The following is a 19,822-nucleotide window of genomic DNA, read 5'->3' on the forward strand; positions in this document are numbered from 1 at the left end:
CCTGGTCAGCCGATCGCGCGCAGCTCGCCGTACACGCCGAGGACCCACAGGGTCAGCGGCAGCATGCTGATCGCGACCAGGCTCTGCAGGAGTTCGGCGGCGCGGCCCCAGTACGGCACCATCCGGCGGCCGGGCACCGTCCACGCGGCGATCAGGAGGATCGCGGTGACCGCCATCAGCCCCACCGCGATGACCACCCGGCCGGTCGGCCCGCTCCTGGCGACCTCGACGGCGGCGATGGTGGCCGCTCCCCACGCTCCCGGCAGGGCCAGGAACAGGCGCTGCCAGACGTTGCCGAGGCCGCGGCTGTGCAGCACCAGCAGCAAGGACAGCGCGGCCCCCAGCACGAGCTGGGCCAGGTCCTCGTGGTGGGCCAGTGTGGTCAGGCAGGCGGTGCAGGCCAGCCCGACCGTGCCGTACAACCCCGTCATCCAGCCGTCCGCCAGGACCGCGCGGGCGGCCACGGCCTTCGGCGAGCGCGGTTCGATGCCCTCCTGGAGCTGCTCGGGGGTGGTCGGCAGCGGCGGCATGCGCAGCCCGGACAGCCGGAACGACAAGGCCGGCACGAACGCGCCGAACACGACCGCCAGCAGGGCGACCACCGCGGCCGCCTCCTCCGGCGGGAGGCCCGCGACCATCATGAGGGCCCCCGCGAGGGCGCCGGCGAAGGCCAGCACGGTCGCGCCGACGAACACCGACGTGTACGCCGCCACCAGCGCCAGCGCGAGCACGGCCCCGCCCGCCTCGGCCGCGGACGCGGCGAGCAGCCGGGCGCCCACCACCTCGAAGCCGTCCGGCCCGGACAGCTTGCCTCCGGGCAGCAGCCACCCGGCCAGGATGAGGTACGGACCGGCCATGATGCCCAGGAGCGCGGCCGACGCGGCGTCGCCCACCGCGCGGCTCGCCGCCGCGGCCCCGGCGAGCAGCAGGAGCGCTGCGGCGCCGGCGGTCACGGCCCGCTGCCCGGTCGGTCCGCTCGGCAGCGCGAGCACCGCCAGGACGGCGATCATCACGAACACCGCCAGGCCGCGCAGCAGTCGCCGGCTCGCCTGCGGGCTCCACCCGTACGGGCTGTCCTTCATCGTGGTGGAGATGCCGTCCACCAAGTCGTCCAGCCGTACCTCGGGCAGCGCCTCGGTGCGGGGTCGCAGGTAGAGCGTGTCCCCGTCGTTCAGGTCGAGCGACCCCAAGGTGGCGTCCTCGTCGAGCGGCGGTCCGCCCAGGCGCTGCAGCACCCAGCCCTCGTGTTCGATCCCGCTCTCACCGAGATCGTCCCCGCCGTAGCCGAGCACGGCGGGGAGCAGGTCCGCGACCGGGACGTCGGCCGGTACGGCCAGGTCGATGGTCTTGGCGGGGGCGCGTACCGTCAGCCGGCACAGGTCCGCCGCCGGGCTCTTGCTCATGAAGGCTCACTCGTTCTTTACACGGACGCCCGTCGCCTGCCGAGCGGGGGCGCGCGTATGGGTCGTTACTCCACGTCGGTCCGTCTGCGCAGTGCTCTCCACTTGGGGCATACGGACGCGATCACAAAATGGTTCACCCCGATTCGCGAATGATCCGTACGACGTGCCGTTCGGGCGCGAACGGGGACGTTGAGGGCGTCCCGCCTGTACGATTCGTGGTGACGCAACCGGCCTGCTCCGCAGGTCCCCTCCGCGGCTCTCCACTCCGCCGAGCGCGCCCGGCGACGACCGTCCGCCGGCGTGGCGCTTCGTCGTACCACGCCAGGAGGCCGTTCGTTGAGTTTCGTGCTGTTCCGCAGGCCGATGCGCCGGCGTCCGCCCGAGATGCCCGACGGGGAGCTCACCCTTCAGGAGCCGCCGACGCTGCCCGAGACCGTGCCCGACAACTCCGCCGTATGGACGTACCTGCCCATGGCGCTGATGTCGGTGGCCATGGTGATGATGTACATGACGCGCGGCAGTGGGGCGAAGAACGGCTTCCTGCCGCTCGCCCTCGGCCTGATGGTCCTCGCCGCCGGAGGCATGCTGGTCGGGCAGGGCATGCGCAAGAGCAGTGAGCGCAAGGAGAAGCTCAAGGGCGCCCGCCGGGACTACCTGCGCTACCTCTCCCAGACCCGGCGCAAGGTGCGCACGGCCGTACGGGACCAGCAGCGCGCCCTGGCCTGGCGGCATCCGGCGCCGCAGACGCTGTGGTCCATGGTCGGCACGACCCGGATGTGGGAGCGCCGGCCCTCCGACCCCGACTTCGGTGAGGCGCGGCTGGCGGTCGGCGACCAGAAGCTGGGCCTGCGTCTGGCGCCCACGACGACGAAGCCGGTCCAGGACCTGGAGCCGCTCACCGCGCACGCGCTGCGCGGCTTCATCCGGGCCTACTCGACAGTGCCCGACCAGCCCACCGCCGTCTACCTGCAGTCCTGGGCGCGCGTGCTGTTCCGCGGGGACGAGACGCAGATTCGCGGAGCCGTCCGCGCCCTGATCACCCAGCTCGCTCTCTTCCACTCTCCGGACGACCTGTGGATCGCGGTCTGCGTCGCCCCGGACCGCCTGGCGGAGTGGGAGTGGGTCAAGTGGCTGCCGCACAACCTGAACCCGCACGACAGCGACGGCGCCGGCCAGGTCCGCATGATCGCTTCGGACTTCCCGGAGCTGGAGGGCATGCTCGGCGCGGAGTTCTGGGAGCGGCCGGCGTACGACCCGGAGGCCATGCCCGCCCGGGAGGAGCCCTACACGGTGCTCGTCGTGGACGGGGGCACCGTGCCCGCCGGGCACGCGCTGGACGGCCCCGGCATGCGCAACGTCGTCGTGCTCGACCTGTCCGGCGCGCTGACGTGGCGGCCCGGCCGCACCACCCTCCGCCTCGACGTGAACGACGGCGAGCTCCAGCTCGTCCGCACCGACCGGGAGCGCAAGGAGCAGCTGACCACGCTCGGCCGTCCCGACGCCCTGGGCGTGCGGACCGCGACCGCGCTCGCCCGGCGGCTCGCGCCGTACCGCCTCGGCGTCGGGGCCGAGAGCACCGAGCCGCTGTCGGCCACCACGGACCTGGGCACCCTCCTGGGCGTCACCGACCTCTACCGGCACGACCCGCAGACCCTCTGGAACAAGCGCACCGCCGCGGAGCGGCTGAAGGTGCCGATCGCGGTCGGCGCCGACGGCAAGCTGGTGGAGCTGGACATCAAGGAGTCCGCCCAGGGCGGCACCGGCCCCCACGGCATGCTGATCGGCGCCACCGGCTCGGGCAAGAGCGAGCTGCTGCGCACCCTCGTGCTGGCGATGGCGCTGACCAACTCCTCCGAGACGCTCAACTTCGTCCTGGTGGATTTCAAGGGCGGCGCGACCTTCCTCGGCCTGGACGAGCTGCCGCACGTCTCCGCGGTCATCACCAACCTGGCCGACGAGGCGTCCCTCGTCGCGCGCATGCGCGACGCGCTGCACGGTGAGCTCATGCGCCGTCAGGAGCTGCTGCGCGCCGCGGGCAACTACGTCTCCGCCCTCGAGTACGAGAAGGCGCGTGCGGCCGGGGCCGCCCTGGAACCGCTGCCCAGCCTCTTCGTCGTGGTCGACGAGTTCAGCGAGCTGCTCGCCGCGCACCGCGACTTCATGGAGCTGTTCGTCATGATCGGCCGGCTGGGCCGGAGCCTGGGCGTCCACCTGCTGCTGGCCTCCCAGCGGCTCGACGAGGGCCGGATGCACCAGCTCGAGAGCCACCTGTCCTACCGCATCGGCCTGCGCACGTTCTCGGCCATGGAGAGCCGCGGCGTGCTGGGCGTGCCCGACGCCCACCAGCTGCCGCCGCAGCCCGGCTCCGGCTTCCTCAAGACGGGCGTGGAGGCGCTCACCCGGTTCCGCGCCGCGTACTCCTCTGGTCCCTACCGGCGACGCGGCAAGGCCGACCAGGCGCGAGTGGCCAGTCAGGTGGTCCCCTGGTCCGCCTCCCGGGTCGCCCAGGTCGACCCCGTCCCGGTGCGGGAGACACCGGAGGAGCCCGAGGAGACCGCCGAGACCCTGCTGTCGGTGGCCGTCGACCGGCTGCGCGACGCCGGGCCGCCGGCCCACCAGGTGTGGCTGCCGCCGCTCGACCTGCCGCCCGCCCTCGACCAGATCCTCCCGCCGCTCGCGCCCGACGACGAGTACGGCCTGACGACCGTCGACTGGGAGCGGCGCGGCGGGCTCACGGTGCCGGTGGGCATCGTCGACCGGCCCTTCGAGCAGATCCGCGACCTGCTGGTCGTCGACCTGTCCGGGGCCGGCGGGCACGTCGCCATCGCCGGCGGCCCGCAGAGCGGCAAGAGCACGTTCGTCCGCACGTTGATCACCGCCCTCGCGCTCACGCACACCCCACGCGAGGTGCAGTTCTACTGCCTCGACTTCGGCGGCGGCACGCTCGCCGGCATCGCCGGCCTGCCGCACGTCGCCGGGGTCGCCACCCGCCTGGACGAGGAACGCGTCAGCCGCACCATCGCGGAGGTCACCGCGCTGCTCGCCGACCGCGAGCAGTTCTTCCTCCGGGGCGGCATCGACTCGATGGCGACCTACCGGCGCCGCCGGGCGGCCGGGGAGTTCGCCGACCAGCCGCACGGGGACGTGTTCCTCGTCGTGGACGGATGGTCGACGGTGCGCCAGGACTTCGACCGGTACATCCAGACGTTCAGCGCGATCGCGGCGCGCGGCCTCAGCTTCGGCATCCACCTCATCGTCACCACCGCGCGGTGGGTGGAGCTGACGGCGGCCGTGCGCGACCAGGCCGCCACCCACCTGGAGCTGCGGATGGGCGACCCGATGGACTCGGAGGTCGACACCCGCCGCGCGGCGAGCGTGCCTCGCGTTCCCGGACGCGGCATCACCCGCGACACCAAGCTGCACTACCTCACGGCGCTGCCGCGCATCGACTCGGTGGAGAGCGCCGGCGACCTCGCCGACGGCATCGCGGGCCTGGTCGCCGCGGTGCGCGAGAGCTGGGCCGGTCCGGTCGCACCTCCGGTGCGGATGCTGCCGGCGCGGCTCAGCGTGCGGGAGCTGCCGGCGCCCGAGGGCGACTTCCGGGTGCCGATCGGCCTGGAGGAGGAGCGGCTCTCCCCCGTGGTGCACGACTTCGCCGAGACCCCGCACATGGTGGTCGTCGGCGACACCGAGAGCGGCAAGACGAACCTGCTTCGCCTGGTCGCCCGGGCCGTGACCGAGCGGTACACGCCCGCGGAGGCGCGCATCATGCTGGTCGACTACCGCCGCGAGCTGGCCGAGGCGGTCCCCGAGGACTACCGCCTCGGGCACGCGGTCGCCATCGACGCGCTGCGCGAGCTGGTCACCGGCGCCGGTCAGGCGATCAAGGAGCGTGTGCCGGGCCCGGACATCACGCCGGCCCGGATGAGGCTGTGCGACTGGTGGAGCGGGCCCCGGCTGTTCATCCTGGTCGACGACTACGACATGGTCGGGGCGGGGCCCATGCAGCATCCGTTCGACCCGATCGTCGACCACCTCGCCCTTGGGTGGGAGGTCGGGCTGCACATGGTCGTCGCCCGCTCCGCCGCGGGCGCCGGGCGCGGGATGGGCGAGATGATGATGCGCCGGCTGCAGGAGGTCAACACGCCGTCCCTGCTGATGTCCTGCCCGCCCGACGAGGGATACCTCTTCGGCAACGTCAAGGGCCGCATCCTGCCGCCCGGCCGGGCCATCCGGATCGCCCGGCGCAAGGCCGTGCAGGTCCAGACGGCCATGCTCGGCTGAGGGCGAGAATGCGAGTGGCGCCGCTCGGTCCGGGCCGGCCGAGGGGCCGGCCCGGACCGGTGGTCCCGCGGGGGCTTGGAGACCGGAGCGGCGCCGCTCAGTCCATTACGGCGCGGTCTCGCAGGGACGCGCGCAGCGCGCGCATGGCGTAGTGGGCACGGGACTTGACCGTCCCTGGCGCGAGGCCGAGCATGGCGGCCGTCTGCTCCGCGCTGTAGCCGAGGTAGTAGGTGTAGATCAGGACCTCGCGCTGCTGTTCGGTGAGCTCGTTCATGACCTCGAGAACGGCCCGGAACGTGACGACGCGCTCGGCCGGATCGGGCACGGCGTATTCATCGGACTCGTCGTCGCCGACCTCGTTCGGCCGGGCCTGCCGCGCGCGGTGCTGGTCGATCACGAGGCGGTGCGCGACGGTGAACAGCCAGGTACGGACCCGGTCCGTCGTGGGGTCGAGGATCTCGCGGTGCTGCCAGGCCCGTACGGCGGTCTCCTGGACGATGTCCTCGGCCCGGTGCCGGTCGCCGTTGCACAGCCGGAGAGCGAAGTTGAGCAGCACGGTGCCGTGCCGCTCGTACAGTGCGCGGGAGAAGGCGTCGTCGCGCGCCGGATCGTGCTGCGGGGCCGGAACACGCGGGGTGTCATGCCGTCGCGGCACGGCTGCTCTCCACCCAGCCGCAGGCGGGCGGTCCAGCACTTGGCTGCGCGTCATGGAATGCGACCTCATTCTCACGATTCGTCGTTCCGGGCGGCCACGGACTACTAGACCTGGGCCGTTGATGAAGGCAACTATCGAGCCGTGGTCTTGGCGAGCCCTTGCCGCCGGCTTGCCGCCCGTGACCCGCGGAGTCAGGACGCCGCCGGCGCCCTGCCGTGCCTCCTCACCGATGTCGTCCCTCTACACGGTCCTGCCCGGTGCCGGGCCGCCCGGGCGATGGGCCAGCCACCATCGACGATCAGACGCGCCAGGCGAAGACGCGCACGAGGCGTCAAAGCGGCGTTAGCGTGGGACACGAAGGCCTCCTGTTGGCGGAGCGGTTCCTAGACAGCTCCACTCCACAACCGGAGGCCTTCACCAATCACGCGCATTCAGACCGTGTCGTCACGCAACCTCAACCAACCTGCCTGGTCAGTACACCTAGGCGGCCCGGTCCCCGGCGGGCCGCCAGCCCCGGGCCCGGCCGAGCGGGACGATCACGGCCGCGCACGCGATGAGGGCCACGATCCCGGCCCCGACCGAAGCGATGATCAACGCTCGGGTACGGGGGCCGTGCGCGGTCCGGGCCGGCATCCGCATGGCGGCCGAGGGCGTCTGCCGGGCCGTCGCCGGGGACGACACCGCCGCCACGGCGGCGTACGGGTCCAGGATGGGCCTCGCCGCGGGGTAGGCGGACACGATCAGCCGGTTCGCCACCTCGGCCGCCGTCAGCCGGGGCTGGTACGCGCGCACGAGGGCGGCCGTACCGGCCACGAATGCCGCGGCCAGCGAGGACCCGGAGCCGATGTAGTTCCCGGAGCCCTTGGGGCCGATGCTCACGACGGCGTCGCCGGGCGCGGCCAGGTCGGTGGCGAAGACGTTGGGCGCGTTCTGCGGACGTGAGCCGTCCGGCCCGTAGTCCTCGACCGCGACCACCTGCGGGATGAAGGCGGGGAAGTAGGGCCGCGCGGGCGGCGCGGTGGCCGCCGCGCCGGTGGAGGTGGGCACGGCGTCCGGCGCCGCGGGCGCGACCACGACGGCGTCGTTGCGGGTGGCGTAGGCGACCGCGGCCGTCAGCTCCGCTCTGCCCTCGGTCAGGGCCGCGCCGACGTACACGACGCGGGCTCCGCGGTCGACGGCGGTGCGGATGCCGGCCGCGACCTCTCGGGGTGTGGCGACGCCCTTCTCGCCGGTGCCGCGTACCGCGAGGATCCGCGCCCGGGGCGCGATCCCGCCGCCGGTCGCGTCCTCGGCACGCCCCGCGATCAGGCCGGCCACGAAGGAGCCGTGCCCGACGCAGTCCTGGTCGGCGTCCGCCACCGCGGTGACGCGGCCGGCCAAGGCGGGGACGTTCGTGGCCACGCCGGTGTCCACGACGCCGACCGTGACTCCGGTGCCGTCGCTGAGCTCGCGGACCCGGGACATTCCCAGCGTGCTCACTGTCCACGGCTGCGCATTGGCCTCGGTGGAGGACGCGCCGGTGCACGACCGGCCGGACGCGAGCGCCGACGGTATGACGGGCAGGCCCACGGGGCCGGGTGCGGCGCCGGGCGGCCGTTCGTACGCCGTGGCCGCCGCGGCTCCGGGAAGGGCGGAGACGAGAAGCGGGACCGTGGCGGCGGCCACCGACGCCACGGCGCGCAGGCGCCGGGGGACACGTCGCATACGCTCAGCGTAAATACCCGATCTTGTCGTTCTCTTGTCGTCCGGAACAAGGATCCCCGCTGGTCAGAGCCCCTCGCGGACGAGGGTGTCAAGTGGCCCGCGCGAACGGCATGATGGATGTCTCGTCGGCACCCCCACCGACCCGAGGAGGGTTCAAGCGTGTCTCGGCAGTTGCTCACGGTCTCCCCGGAAGAGCCAGGCGCTTTCCGGACAATCGAGGAGGCACTGGCGGCGGCACGTACCGGGTCGGTGATCCGCGTCCGGCCCGGCCGGTACCCCGAGAGCCTCTTCATCCGGACCCGGGTCACGATCGTGGCCGACGGGGACCGGGGCAGCGTCGAGATCTGTCCGCGGAGCGGTAGCGCGGTGATGCTCGTGGCGGACGCCGTGATGCTCACGGACCTCACGCTGCGCGGTGGCGGCGACGACGTACCGGTCGTGGACGCGGCGCGCGGGCAGGTCGCGATGGAGGGCTGCACCGTGGCCGGTTCCGGCTGGACGGCCATGCTGGCCCGCGGTTCCGGTTCGCTCGCGATGCGCGGCTGCCGGATCACCAACGCCGAGGGCGCGGGCATCGTCGACACCGCGGATACGGCCAGCGTCGTCGAGGACTGTCTCATCGAGAACCTCGGCACCTCCGCCGTCGTGCTCGGTGAGAAGTCCCACTCGACGATTCGGAACTGCCGGCTGCGGGACGCCCGCGGCAACGGCGTGCTCGCCAACGGCGAGGCCCAGGGCACGATCGAGGACTGCGAGATCTCCACGACCTCGAAGCCGGCCATCGCCCTCGAGGGCGACAGCGCCACCCGGGTCGTGCGGACGAGCGTTCGCGACTGCGCGGTCGGCGTGTACGTGACCAGCGGGTCGCGTCCCGCGCTGGAGGAGGTCTCGGTCACCGACATCACCGCCGGTTCCGGCATCGTGCTGGCCGCGGGCGCGGATCCGCTGCTGCGGCGCTGCCGGACGGCCCGGACGAAGGACAATGGGCTGTCCGTCACCGAGCGCTCGCGCGGCACCTTCGAGGAGTGCGAGTTCGCCGGGTCGGCCGCGCCCGCGATCAGCGTCGTGGGGTCCAGCTCGCCGACGCTGATCGGCGCGACGGTGCGCGAGTGCGCCGACGCGTCCGCGTCCGTGCTGCTGGCGGAGGACTCCGTCGCGGAGTTCGACCGGCTGGAGGTCGTGGACGCCGCCGGTACCGCGATCGCCATCCGGTCCGGCGCCAACCCGCTGGTCCGCAACGCGACGGTCACCGCGCCCGGCGGGACGGGCGTCGAGGTCACCGAGGACGGGCGCGGGCGGCTGGAGCACTGCGTCGTCGAGAGGGCCGGCGGCGCCGCCGTGCGCATCGCGAGCGGGGCCAACGTCTCCTTCCGCGACTGCGATCTCCGCTCCCCCGGCGACGCCGGGGTCGCCGTCGACTCCGGTGGGATGGCCACGATCCAGGACTGCGAGGTCTCCGGGAGCGACGCCTCCGGCGTGGTCGTCCGCGAAGGCGGCGACCTGAACCTCACCCGGGCGCGGATCAGCGGCTCCGGCGCCCACGGCGTGCTCCTCACGGCCGGCGCGCGAGCCACGCTCGGCGCCTGCGAGATCACCGGGAGCGTCGGCGACGGCGTCCGGGTCGACACCGCGGAGGCCGTCTCCGTCACCGGCTGCGCCGTACGCGACAACCGCGGTGCCGGGCTGCGGCAGTCCCGTCCCGGCGGCCGGCTGACAGTGCGCGACCTGGACAGCTCCGGGAACGCCGTCCCCGACTCCTGGGGCGACGAGGCCGCCGTGGAGCCCACCGGAGCGCCGGACGGCAAGGACACCCGCGCGCCCGCGTCCGCCGGCCCGCTGGAGGAGCTGGAGTCGCTCATCGGCCTCGAGGGCGTGAAACGCCAGGTGCGCGCCCTCGTCAACCTGAACCAGCTCTCGCAGCGCAGGGCCCGGCTCGGCATGCCGGTCCCCCCGATGAGCCGCCACCTGATCTTCGCGGGCCCACCCGGCACCGGCAAGACCACGGTCGCCCGGTTGTACGGCGGGATCCTCGCCTCCCTCGGCCTGCTGCCCTCCGGCCACCTGGTGGAGGTCTCCCGCGCCGACCTGGTCGCCCAGTACGTCGGTGCCACGGCCATCAAGACGACGGAGGCGTTCACCGAGGCGATCGGCGGCGTCCTGTTCATCGACGAGGCGTACACCCTGGTCACCGAGGGCAAGGGCGGCTCGCACGACTTCGGCCGCGAGGCCATCGACACCCTCGTGAAGCTGATGGAGGACCACCGCGACGAGGTCGTCGTGGTGGCGGCGGGTTACACCGCCGAGATGCAGGGCTTCCTGTCCGCCAACCCGGGCATGGCCTCGCGGTTCAGCCGGACCATCGAGTTCACCAACTACTCGGTCGACGAGCTCGTCACGATCACCGAGAAGATATGCGAGAGCCACCGCTACGAACTGGACCCGACCACCCGTCAGGCGCTCGCCGCGCACTACGAGCGGATGCCACGGGACGCCACCTTCGGCAACGGCCGTACGGCCCGCATGGTCTTCGAGGAGATGATCGAGCGGCAGGCGTTCCGGCTCGCGTCCATGGTCGACCCGGCCGAGAGCGACCTCAGCCTGTTGCTGCCGGAGGACGTCAGCGACGCCGCGGCCACGGACGGCGCCGTGGGCGAGGAGCGCGAGACGCTGCTGGCCCGGCTGTCGGACATGATCGGCCTGGCCGGCGTGAAACGCGAGGTGAAGGACATCGTCGACCTCCTCGCGACGGCCCGGCAGCGGGAGGCCGCCGGGCTGCCCGTACCCCGGCTCAGTCGGCATCTCGTCTTCACCGGGTCGCCCGGCACCGGAAAGACCACCGTGGCCCGGCTCTACGCCGAACTGCTGCACAGCCTGGGCGTACTCCCGCGTGGCCAGCTCGTCGAGGTGGCGCGCGCCGACCTGGTGGGCCGCTACGTGGGCCACACGGCGCAGCTCACCAAGGAGGTCTTCCAGCGCGCGCTGGGCGGTGTCCTGTTCATCGACGAGGCGTACACCCTGACCCCCGAGGGGGCGTCCAACGACTTCGGCCAGGAGGCGGTCGAGACCCTGCTGAAGCTGATGGAGGACCACCGCGACGAGATCGTCGTCATCGTCGCCGGCTACACCGACGAGATGCGGCGGTTCTTGAACTCCAACCCCGGGCTCGACTCCCGGTTCTCGCGGCAGGTGGAGTTCGAGGACTACAGCACCGACGAACTCGTCGCCATCATGCGCAACCAGGCCAACGCGGCGGGCTACGAGTGCGCTCCCGAGACGCTCGCGGTGCTACGCGAGCACCTCGACGCCCTGCCGCGGGACCGGACCTTCGGCAACGCGCGCCTCGTCCGGCAGTTGCTGGAGACGATGATCACACATCAGGCGAGGCGGCTCGGCACGATGCGGTCGCCCGGCGTGACGGACCTGCGCCTCCTGCTGCCCGGCGATCTGCCTCGTGCGAACACCCCCAGCGCACGCTGAGCCCGCCGCCTGAAGGTGGCGTAGGGAAGGCCGCCGTCAGCGGTCTCCCCTGCTTCTCTTTTAGCGGTCTTCGAAGGTGCGACGGACTTCCTTGGCGGCGTCCTTGGCCTGCTCGCCGACCTGCTTGGCGCCGCCCGCCAGCGCCAGGCCTTCGCCGTCAGCGTGCACGTGTTCGACATCGCCTTGGGCGAGTCACGTCATGACGTCACGGTGAAGGTGACCGGTGGCGTAGCCGGGAGGGTGCTCTGCCACGGGTGCAGCTCAGCACGACCGAGCGATCAGCGGTGGGTCAGGACCGCTATGTCCGAGCCGAAACCGACCACCAGCCGCCCGTCCGGCGCTATCGCCACTCCCCTGACACCGGCTGGAAAGGCGTACGCGCCGACCTGCTGCCCTGTGGTCGCGTCCCACACCCGCACGGTTCTGTCATCGCCTCCGGCGGCGACGACAAGGCGGTCGTCCAGCATCCCCGCGGCCCCTGCCTTTACCTCGCCAGCGTGTCCCGTCATGGGGGGCCCAATCGGTTCACCCGAGGCCATGTCCCACAGACGGACGGTTTGCTTCCCGCAGCGGGTAAGGATGACGTTGCGGCCTTCGAGTGCTACCAGGGCCAGGGCCCGGGCGCGGTCTTGCTGCGGCTGCACTCCGATCCATTCGCTGGCGGTCAGGTCCCACACGCGTCCTTCCCAGGTCACGGCGACGAAGCGGCCCTCCAGTGCCGCGAAGAACTCGATGGACGAGCTGGTGTACTCCGTCGTCGACCGTCCGTACAGCTGTTCCCGGGTGGTCAGGTCCCAGATCAGCACCGCGTTGGTCCGGTCGCGCGCGATGAGAGTGGGTCGTCCCTCCATTAGACCCACCGTCAGCAGGTCCACGGCGCCGGTGAGGCCTGTCAGGGGCTCACCGAGTTGTTCGCCACCGTCGAGGTCCCAGATCCGCACCTTCTTGTCCGAGTCGCCGGTGACGATGACGGAACGGCCGTCCACGACGGCCGTGGTGAACTCCTGCACAGGGCTCGCATGGCCAGTCGGCCGGCTTCCCGTCTCCCTGTCACCGTCGAGGTCCCAGATCCGAACCGATCTGTCGTCGCCACCGGTGACGGCGAGGTGACGCCCGTTCAGCACCGCCGTTGCCGCTCCTCGCACAGTCGCTTCGTGGCCGATCAGCGGCGGGTACAGATGTGTGAGGGCGGACAGATCCCACACCTCGACCTGCCCATGGCCGCCGCCGTATGCGACGAGGGCGGCGGGGCGGCCGTGGAGCACCCTCATGGCCGCCGTCTCCACGAACCCGACCGGCACGGGCTCACCGACCTGCTCGCCCGTGGCCAGGTTCCAGATGCGCACCTCGTAGGAGTCGGCGCTCAAGGCCATCGGGCACTCGAACGTCGGGTCCGTGGCCAGAACATGCGTCATGGCGGCGAGTTGCAGCGTGGCGCAGACGCGTACCTCTCCGTCGCCGTCACCGTCGGCGGCCATCGGGTGGTCGGACGCCGGTTCTGTGACTACGCCGGTCTCCTCGGCGTGGTCACTCCGGACGCCGAGCTCCCGTCCCGTGATCAGGTCCCACGCCCGGACCGTTCCGTGGGAGTGGCCGGTGACAGCGACGGGACGGCCGTCCAGCACCGCCGTCGCCAGCGGACGCACGGTGCCGATCTGAATGGTCAAGAGCTCACCGCGCCGAGTGAGGGTGGCAAGATCCCACACCCGCACCACGCCGTCGGTGCTGCCGCCGACCACGACCGGCCGTCCCTCGACCAGTCCGGTGGCGAGCGAGCTGACCCAGGAATCGTCGTTGGGGCGAAACACACCGGCCAGGTCTCCCCCAGCGAGGTCCCACACCCGGACCGTCCCGTCGGAGCCGCCGGTCACAGCGACGGGACGGCCGTCCAGCACCGCCGTCGTCAGAGCATGCACCTCGCCGGTGTGCTCGGTCACGGCCTCGCCGAGCTTCCTGCCTGTTGCCAGATCCCACCAGTGCAGCGTGCCGTCCTCGCAGCCGACGACAACGAGTCCGCGGCCCTCCACGACCACGGTCGCCACCACACCCACCTTGGCCGGCGCGGGCAACGCATACCGCAGCCGGGAGTCCAGGCCGGTGCCGGTCGCCCACTGCACGACCCAGGAATCGTCGGTTTCCTGACAGACTCCCACCTCGGCGATGTCTCTCGCCAGCTGCCGCTCTCCATACCGGGCGGCATCCAGCGCCAGTGCCTGGCGCCGCACGCCCGCACCGGCGTCACGGTGCACATGCCCTGACGCCCGGTACACGAGGGTTGCCAATATCTCCTCCCGCCCGGCAGCACCGTCCAACGCCGCCAGGACCTGCTCCGGGTCGCCATTCACCAGCCACCCCGGATCGGTCAACCGCCCGCCCACCGCCGCGACTTCACGGGCCGGACCATCGCTTGGGAGATCACTAGACATGACCGGCACCGTAACCGCACCACCCGCCTCGCCGCACAGACAGAACAAACTCCGGTGTCAGCTGACGAGGTCGACGACGCCAAGGCCGTCGGTACACCCGACGACCAGATGCGACCCGGCACCGGCCAAAGCCCTGATCGGTCGCTCCAGGATGCGGGAGCCAACCCATCGGCAGGTCAGGGGATCCCACAGCTCGATCGCGCCCCGCCTGGCGACGGCCAGCAGGGGGTGCCCGCCGGACGGCGCGATCGCGGTCATCGGCCCGCCGGTGAGTTCACCCACGAGCTCACGGCTGTCGGCGTCCCAGACGCGGATCGAGTCGTCGAAGTCCCGAACCGCCAGGAGAGTCCGGTCGCCCGCGAAGGGCATCGCCGCGAGGTGCTCCACGTACCGGTGGTTCTCGAAGGGGGCGCCGACCGGTAGACCCGTGGCCGGGTCCCACAGCCGGGCCGCCCTCTTGCCGCCCCGGGCGGGGGTGGCCTCGCTGCTTGCCAGGAGAGTGCGTCCGTCCGGCATCGGAACACGGGCCAGTGCCAGCGGTGGCCGGTCGGGCCGGTTGAAGATGTCGCTCGCGCTTTCGCAGGTCTCGGGGTCGCGAAGACGGATGATGCCGGCGTGACTACCGGTGGCCATGAGTATCCGCCCGTCGGGCGACGCGATCGGCACCATGGTGCGGATCTCGCTGGTGCGGCCGGGCGGCAACGAACCGACCAGCCCGCCCGTCGCCAGATCCCATGACTGGAGGGCACCGCTCCTGTGGCCGGTGACGAGAACGGTGCGCCCGTCCGGCAGGGTCGCCGCCGCCATCGCCGTGAGGACATCCGTATCGCCGGTGTGAAGCTGCCCGGCGGCTTCACCGGTGCGCAGGTCCCACAGCCAGACAGCGGTGTCGCTGCGGGTGGCGAGCAGCGTTCGCCCGTCGGGGACCGTCACAGGTGCCACAAGGCCGTCCCAGCCGACTCCCTCCGGCTCTGTCGGCGGCTCCACCGCGGTGGGATCCCACAACCAGACGGCCCCACTGGGCGCTTCTCCCGCGAGCAAGGTCGGGCCGTCCGGCAGCGGAACCGCTGCCACTGCGGCGGGGACGCGGTTCGTCCCCAGGTCACCGATTCGGCGCCCGGACGCCGGGTCCCACAATCCCGACCCGATCGACAGCAGTGTCGTCCCGTCGGCCATGGGGACCGGACGCAGCCCGAGACCGGTGATGGGCCCGCCGACCGGAGCACCGGTCATCACGTCCCACAGCCGCACCGTCTCGTGATCGTCGTCATTGAAGGACAAGGCCAGCAGCCTGCCTCCGTCGGGCAGCGGCACCGCCGCCAGTCCACTCGGCCGGCCCGCGTCCTCGTGCGGGCACAGCAGTGTCCGAACCAGCTCGCCCGTCACCGGATCCCACAGGCACACCACGGCGCCTTCCCCGTGACCATGGGCGGTGGCCAGCAGCGTACGGCCGTCGGCGAGCGTCACCGCCGTCATCGCGCTCGGGTCGTCCACACCCGCCGGGGCGCTCAGCGGACCGACGGCCCGCTCGGCCGTGGCCGCGTCCCACAACCACACCTCTTCCTCATCGCGGGAGGTGATGGCCAGCAGGTTCCGCCCGTCCGGCGTGGGTACGGCGGCCAGATTCGACGCCAAGTCCGGGCCTGGCAGCGGTCCACCGACCTGCTCGCCGGTGACCGTGTCCCACAGGTACACCACATGCCCGTCGTCGTCCTCGTCGTAGTGCGCCGTGGCAAGCCGGGTGTGCCCGCCGGCGAACGGCAAGGCCACCATCGCCATGACAGGCCAACCCTGTTTCGAGTTCTCCCGCAGGGGGCCACCCACCTGCTCGCCGGTCACCGGGTCCCACAGCCGCACCACGTCGTCTTCTTCATCATCGCCTGACGCGGCCAGCAGGACGCGATCACCTCCGGCAGGCACGACGACCGCCACACCCACACCGTCCCGGAATCCACGCAACGTCACCGAAGGCCGCACCCGGCCCGCCGGCCTTTCCCATACCAGGGTCAGTTGTCGTGCGCCGTCATCCCGAAGAGCATCAGACATGGCCGGTACGGTAACCGGCCCCACCGACGGTGTAGGTGCCGAATATCGTGTCGCAGGGCGTGATCTGGGGTTTTGCTGTGCTCGGTAGGTCGGCTCCGACAGGATCACAGCGGCCTTGCCGGAGTACCGAGTGTTCTCAACAGGGAAGGTCGCCGCCGAATGCCGGCGGCGACCTCGCCTGGTTGTCTCTTACCGTTCGAAGGTGCGGCGGACCTCCTTGGCGGCGTCCTTGGCCTGCTCGCCGACCTGCTTGGCGCCGCCCGCCATGCGGTCCTTGCGCCCCTCGCCCTCGAGGTACGGGTCGCCGGCGGACCGACCGGCCGCCTCCTTGCCGCGGCCCTTCGCCTTCTGCACCTTATTCCGAAGCTTGTCTAGGAAACCCATCACAAGCCCTCCTTCCTGGTCGCCCCGGCTTGTCGCCACAAGTGGGATGCCGCTGGAGGATCCGGCGGAAGTCCGACGCAACGCCGGACCGTGCGCGCCTCAGCCACACGCCGAGACCGCCGCCCTACCCCAGCGCCCCGCAGGCCTCGCACAGTGATGACTCGGCCTACCTGGTCAGCCGCCGACATGCCAGCGATGTAACCGTTACGCGTTACCCCCCCAAGCTCCCGGCAGCCTCCGCACTTGCCCGGAACCACCCACACTTCACGCCCGCCCCTGACCTGCGCTGGTATGACTTGGGCTGCTCGGCCTGGGGGTTTTCTTCGGACAGGCTGGTCCTTCAGCTTGTCCAGGAGACCCACCGGCTCCCCCTTCCGTACGAAGCTGTACGGGCTGGTCATTCCCCTTCATAGACGACCTATTCGGCCACTGGACCTCCGAGAATCACTCTCGGTGACCCAGTATTCACAGATGCTCGCGCCGGGTGACGATCTTGAACGGGGTAGGCTGGCGGCCCGTGGAGGTTCTCGATCAGCGGAGGGGCCCGCACGGGGAGCTGGTGCTGCGCGGCGACGGCGAGCACTACGAGATCATCAGCAACGGCGTGTTCCTGATGGACACCCGGGCCGGCGCGTCGGAGCGACTTCTGGTCCGTGCGGCGCTCGACCGGCTGGCCCGGCCCGCCGACGTGCTCATCGGCGGGCTCGGCGTCGGATTCTCCCTCGCCGAGGCGCTGCGCTCCCCGTACACGCGCCGCGTGACCGTCGTCGAGTGCGAGCCCGCGGTGATCGACTGGCACGGCGGCCCGCTGCGCGCCTACTCCGAAGGCGCGCTGGACGACCCGCGTGTCCGCGTGGAGTGCGCCGACCTCCTCGCCTGGCTGCGTGCGACGCCCGAGGCGTACGACGCGCTGTGCCTGGACATCGACAACGGGCCGGACTGGACGGTCAGCGAGGCGAACGCCGCGCTGTACGGGGACGAGGGCCTGGAGCTGCTGGCCCGCCGGATGCGGCCCGGCGGCGTCCTCGCGGTGTGGAGCGCCGCCGCGGTCCCGGCGTTCGAGGACCGGCTGCGGCGGAGGTTCGCCGAGGTCGGCGTTCGCCCGGTCGAGGTGGCCCGCGGCGAACCCGACGTCGTCTACCTGGCCTCGACGCGCGCCGCGTAACGCCGCTCAAGGTCCGCGGCCCGCCCGCCGCGATCGGCGCGATCGGCGTCCCGCAGCCGGTCGGCCAGCAGCTCCAGCCGCAGGTGCCAGGCGGTCAGCGCCGCGGCGCACCGACCCCGCTCCCCCGCCGGGCCGGTCTGGGTGAGGACCACGCGGGTGCCGGCCGGATGGCCCCCGGTCAGCTCCCAGCGCACCCGCCCGAGGGGCTCGCCGCCGGACGGCCAGGCGTACTCCAGGAGCTCCGGAGCGGCGACCGCCGTCACCTCGCCCGCGGGCACCGCGTCGACGACCGCCCCGGGAGGCGGGAAGCCACCGGCCTCGGGTGCTGCGGACCCCACGAGCGCCGGCCAGACCTTCTCGATCGGATGCGGGATGTTCCGTTCGAACCGGATGGTCCAGCCGTCGGCGTCCTCGCTCAGCTCGCCTTCGTCCAGGCCGAACGCCTCCGCGTACGCGTCGTGCCGCCCTGCGTAGCCGTCGGGCGCCGGCTTCAGCTCCGTCGGGTTCCCGTCCAGGGCCGACTCGAGCGCCGACAGGCAGCTGTCCCAGCCGGCGGCGAAGCTGCCGGCCATGGGCCGGTCTGCGAAGGTGTGGGTGAGGACGAAGACGCAGCCCGGCCCTTCGGGGCGCAGCTCCCAGCGCAGCGGATCGTCGTACCAGGTGAAGGCGAGCACGCGTGGCGGATCGAACTCCGTGATCTCGCCCGTGCCGACCGGGAGCTCCGGATGCGTCCCGGCGAACCGGATCTTCCCGCCGGGCCGGAGGTCGATCTCCTCCACCGGCGAGGGGAACCAGTGGGCGAGGTGAACGGGGTCGGTCAGTGCTCGCCAGACCTTCTCCATCGGGTGCGCGAACCGGCGCTCGATCCGCAGGACGTTGCGGCCGTCGGCGGTGTCCAGAGTCGGATTCATGTCTCGTCGTCCTCCATCGTGTCCAGGTGACGCTCCAGGGCGTCGAGCGAGTCCGTCCACAGCCTCCGGTAGGGCGCCAGCCAGGCGTCGATCTCGGCGAGCGGCTCGGGACGGAGCTCGTACCACCGCCGCTGCGCCTCGGGGCGCGCCCGGACCAGGCCCGCCTCCCGCAGGACCCGAAGGTGCTTCGAAGTGCCGGGCTGGGTCAGGCCGAGCTGCTCGGTCAGCTCGCTTACCAGGCGCGGGCGCTCGAGCAGCAGATCGAGGATGCGACGGCGGGCCGGTTCCGCGAGTACGTCGAAGGTAGTGGTCACCCAGGCAACATAACCAGAGATGCATATTACCGTCAAGGAATACAGGGAGATCGCTCAGTGGGCCGCCACTTCCTCGGCCGTGGTCGGGGGGTCGGTACACCGCTCGGCGCCGCCGCCGAGGATCGGCGTGCCGTGGTGGGCTCCGCCGGTGCGTACGCTTCGGGACATGACGACCTTCGACGCGTACGAGCGCGAACTGTGGGCGGGACGGGCCGAGGCGTACGAGCGAGGCTTCGCGCGGCTGTCCGGGTGCACCGTCGAGCGGCTGCTGGACGCCGCCGGCGTACGGGCGGGCCACCGGGTACTCGACGTGGGGACCGGCCCCGGTCCCGTGTCCGCCGCGGCGGTGCGCCGGGGCGCGCGCGTGTCGGCCGTGGACGCCGAGCCGGAGATGGCGGAGACCGCGGCCCGCAACGTGCCCGAGGCCGAGGTACGCGTCGCCGTCCTGCCCGAGCTGCCCTACGGCGACGCGTCGTTCGACGCGGTGGTCGGCAACTTCGTGATCAACCATGTCGGCGAGCCGCCGACTGCCCTCGCGGAGCTGCGCCGGGTGCTGCGGACCGGCGGCGTCCTGGCGCTGACCTGCTGGACGATGCCCGGCAGTGGTGTGCTCGCCCTCGTCCGGGACGCGATGGACGAGGTCGGCGTCCCCTGGCCGGACGATGTTCCGGTGGGCCCGTTCATGGAGTACGGACGGCCGGAGGCCTTCGGCGCTCTCGTCGGCGACGTGTTCCGCGACGCGTCGGTCGAGGAGCTCGACTGGGACTTCGAGTTCGAGCCGGAGGACTGGTGGCGGACCGGGGCGATGGCCAGGGTCGGGTCGAACGGCGTCGTCCTCACGCGGCAGGACCCGGCGACCATCGCACGGGTCAAGGACGCCTACGACCGCATCCTCCGCCCGTACGCCGCCGGGAACGGAACGGTGCGCGTGCCCGCGCACGCGCTGCTGGCACGCGGCGTGCGCTGAGCCGAGCGCACCCAGATCTTCCCCGGTGTGCCGGGCCGGTGGTGCGGGGACCGGCGACGGCGGCACGCCTCGGGCGGCGGGCGTCA

Annotated in this window: 12 protein-coding genes; 4 read left to right on the top strand and 8 right to left on the bottom strand. The window is 72.2% G+C overall.

Translation table 11 applies throughout. The features are described from left to right. Positions 1-5: 5 nt before the first annotated feature. Complete coding sequence (gene eccD / locus ACYVF7_RS31055; RefSeq protein WP_460347729.1) at positions 6-1,403, bottom strand: type VII secretion integral membrane protein EccD; 1,398 nt, start codon at positions 1,401-1,403, stop codon at positions 6-8. Positions 1,404-1,739: 336 nt separating this feature from the next. Between eccD and eccCa the strand changes: the two genes are divergently transcribed. Next, a complete protein-coding gene (eccCa, locus tag ACYVF7_RS31060) occupies positions 1,740-5,687 on the top strand; it encodes a type VII secretion protein EccCa (protein WP_460347731.1) in 3,948 nt (1,315 codons plus the stop codon). 97 nt (positions 5,688-5,784) lie between these two features. Here the strand turns inward: eccCa and ACYVF7_RS31065 are convergent, their stop codons facing one another. Beyond that, a complete protein-coding gene (locus ACYVF7_RS31065) occupies positions 5,785-6,342 on the bottom strand; it encodes a sigma-70 family RNA polymerase sigma factor (RefSeq protein WP_460347733.1) in 558 nt (185 codons plus the stop codon). A gap of 480 nt (positions 6,343-6,822) precedes the next feature. Then, entirely contained in the window at positions 6,823-8,046 is a 1,224-nt protein-coding gene (locus ACYVF7_RS31070) for a S8 family serine peptidase (protein WP_460347735.1), read from the bottom strand. Between the two features lie 159 nt (positions 8,047-8,205). On the opposite strand from ACYVF7_RS31070, the gene ACYVF7_RS31075 reads away from it, so the two are divergent. Continuing rightward, complete coding sequence (locus tag ACYVF7_RS31075) at positions 8,206-11,523, top strand: right-handed parallel beta-helix repeat-containing protein (RefSeq protein WP_460347737.1); 3,318 nt, start codon at positions 8,206-8,208, stop codon at positions 11,521-11,523. Between the two features lie 278 nt (positions 11,524-11,801). Here the strand turns inward: ACYVF7_RS31075 and ACYVF7_RS31080 are convergent, their stop codons facing one another. The 3 genes from ACYVF7_RS31080 to ACYVF7_RS31090 all read right to left on the bottom strand — a co-directional run bounded on the left by ACYVF7_RS31080 (position 11,802) and on the right by ACYVF7_RS31090 (position 16,379). After that, positions 11,802-13,997 (bottom strand): WD40 repeat domain-containing protein, encoded by a 2,196-nt coding sequence (locus tag ACYVF7_RS31080; RefSeq protein ID WP_460347739.1) that lies wholly within the window; start codon positions 13,995-13,997, stop codon positions 11,802-11,804. A 9-nt stretch (positions 13,998-14,006) separates the two neighbouring features. Beyond that, complete coding sequence (locus ACYVF7_RS31085) at positions 14,007-15,995, bottom strand: WD40 repeat domain-containing protein (RefSeq protein ID WP_460347741.1); 1,989 nt, start codon at positions 15,993-15,995, stop codon at positions 14,007-14,009. 189 nt (positions 15,996-16,184) lie between these two features. Beyond that, the gene (locus ACYVF7_RS31090; RefSeq protein WP_460347743.1) at positions 16,185-16,379 is read right to left on the bottom strand and encodes a CsbD family protein; all 195 of its coding nucleotides are present in this window, start codon (positions 16,377-16,379) and stop codon (positions 16,185-16,187) included. Between the two features lie 517 nt (positions 16,380-16,896). Between ACYVF7_RS31090 and ACYVF7_RS31095 the strand changes: the two genes are divergently transcribed. Then, positions 16,897-17,544 carry a spermine/spermidine synthase domain-containing protein gene (locus ACYVF7_RS31095; RefSeq protein ID WP_460347745.1) on the top strand — a complete coding sequence of 216 codons (648 nt, stop codon included), beginning with the start codon at positions 16,897-16,899 and terminating at the stop codon, positions 17,542-17,544. Here ACYVF7_RS31095 and ACYVF7_RS31100 read toward each other — a convergent pair. Both ACYVF7_RS31100 and ACYVF7_RS31105 read right to left on the bottom strand, forming a co-directional pair. Continuing rightward, positions 17,517-18,455 (bottom strand): SRPBCC family protein, encoded by a 939-nt coding sequence (locus ACYVF7_RS31100; RefSeq protein ID WP_460347747.1) that lies wholly within the window; start codon positions 18,453-18,455, stop codon positions 17,517-17,519. The genes ACYVF7_RS31095 and ACYVF7_RS31100 overlap by 28 nt on opposite strands. Further along, the gene (locus ACYVF7_RS31105; protein ID WP_460347749.1) at positions 18,452-18,769 is read right to left on the bottom strand and encodes an ArsR/SmtB family transcription factor; all 318 of its coding nucleotides are present in this window, start codon (positions 18,767-18,769) and stop codon (positions 18,452-18,454) included. Before ACYVF7_RS31105 ends, ACYVF7_RS31100 begins: the two co-directional genes overlap by 4 nt. Positions 18,770-18,935: 166 nt before the next feature. Here ACYVF7_RS31105 and ACYVF7_RS31110 point away from each other — a divergent pair, with 166 nt between their 5' ends. Continuing rightward, positions 18,936-19,736 (top strand): class I SAM-dependent methyltransferase, encoded by an 801-nt coding sequence (locus ACYVF7_RS31110; protein ID WP_460347751.1) that lies wholly within the window; start codon positions 18,936-18,938, stop codon positions 19,734-19,736. Positions 19,737-19,822: the final 86 nt, after the last annotated feature.

The sequence above is a fragment of the Actinoallomurus acanthiterrae genome (assembly GCF_054775715.1).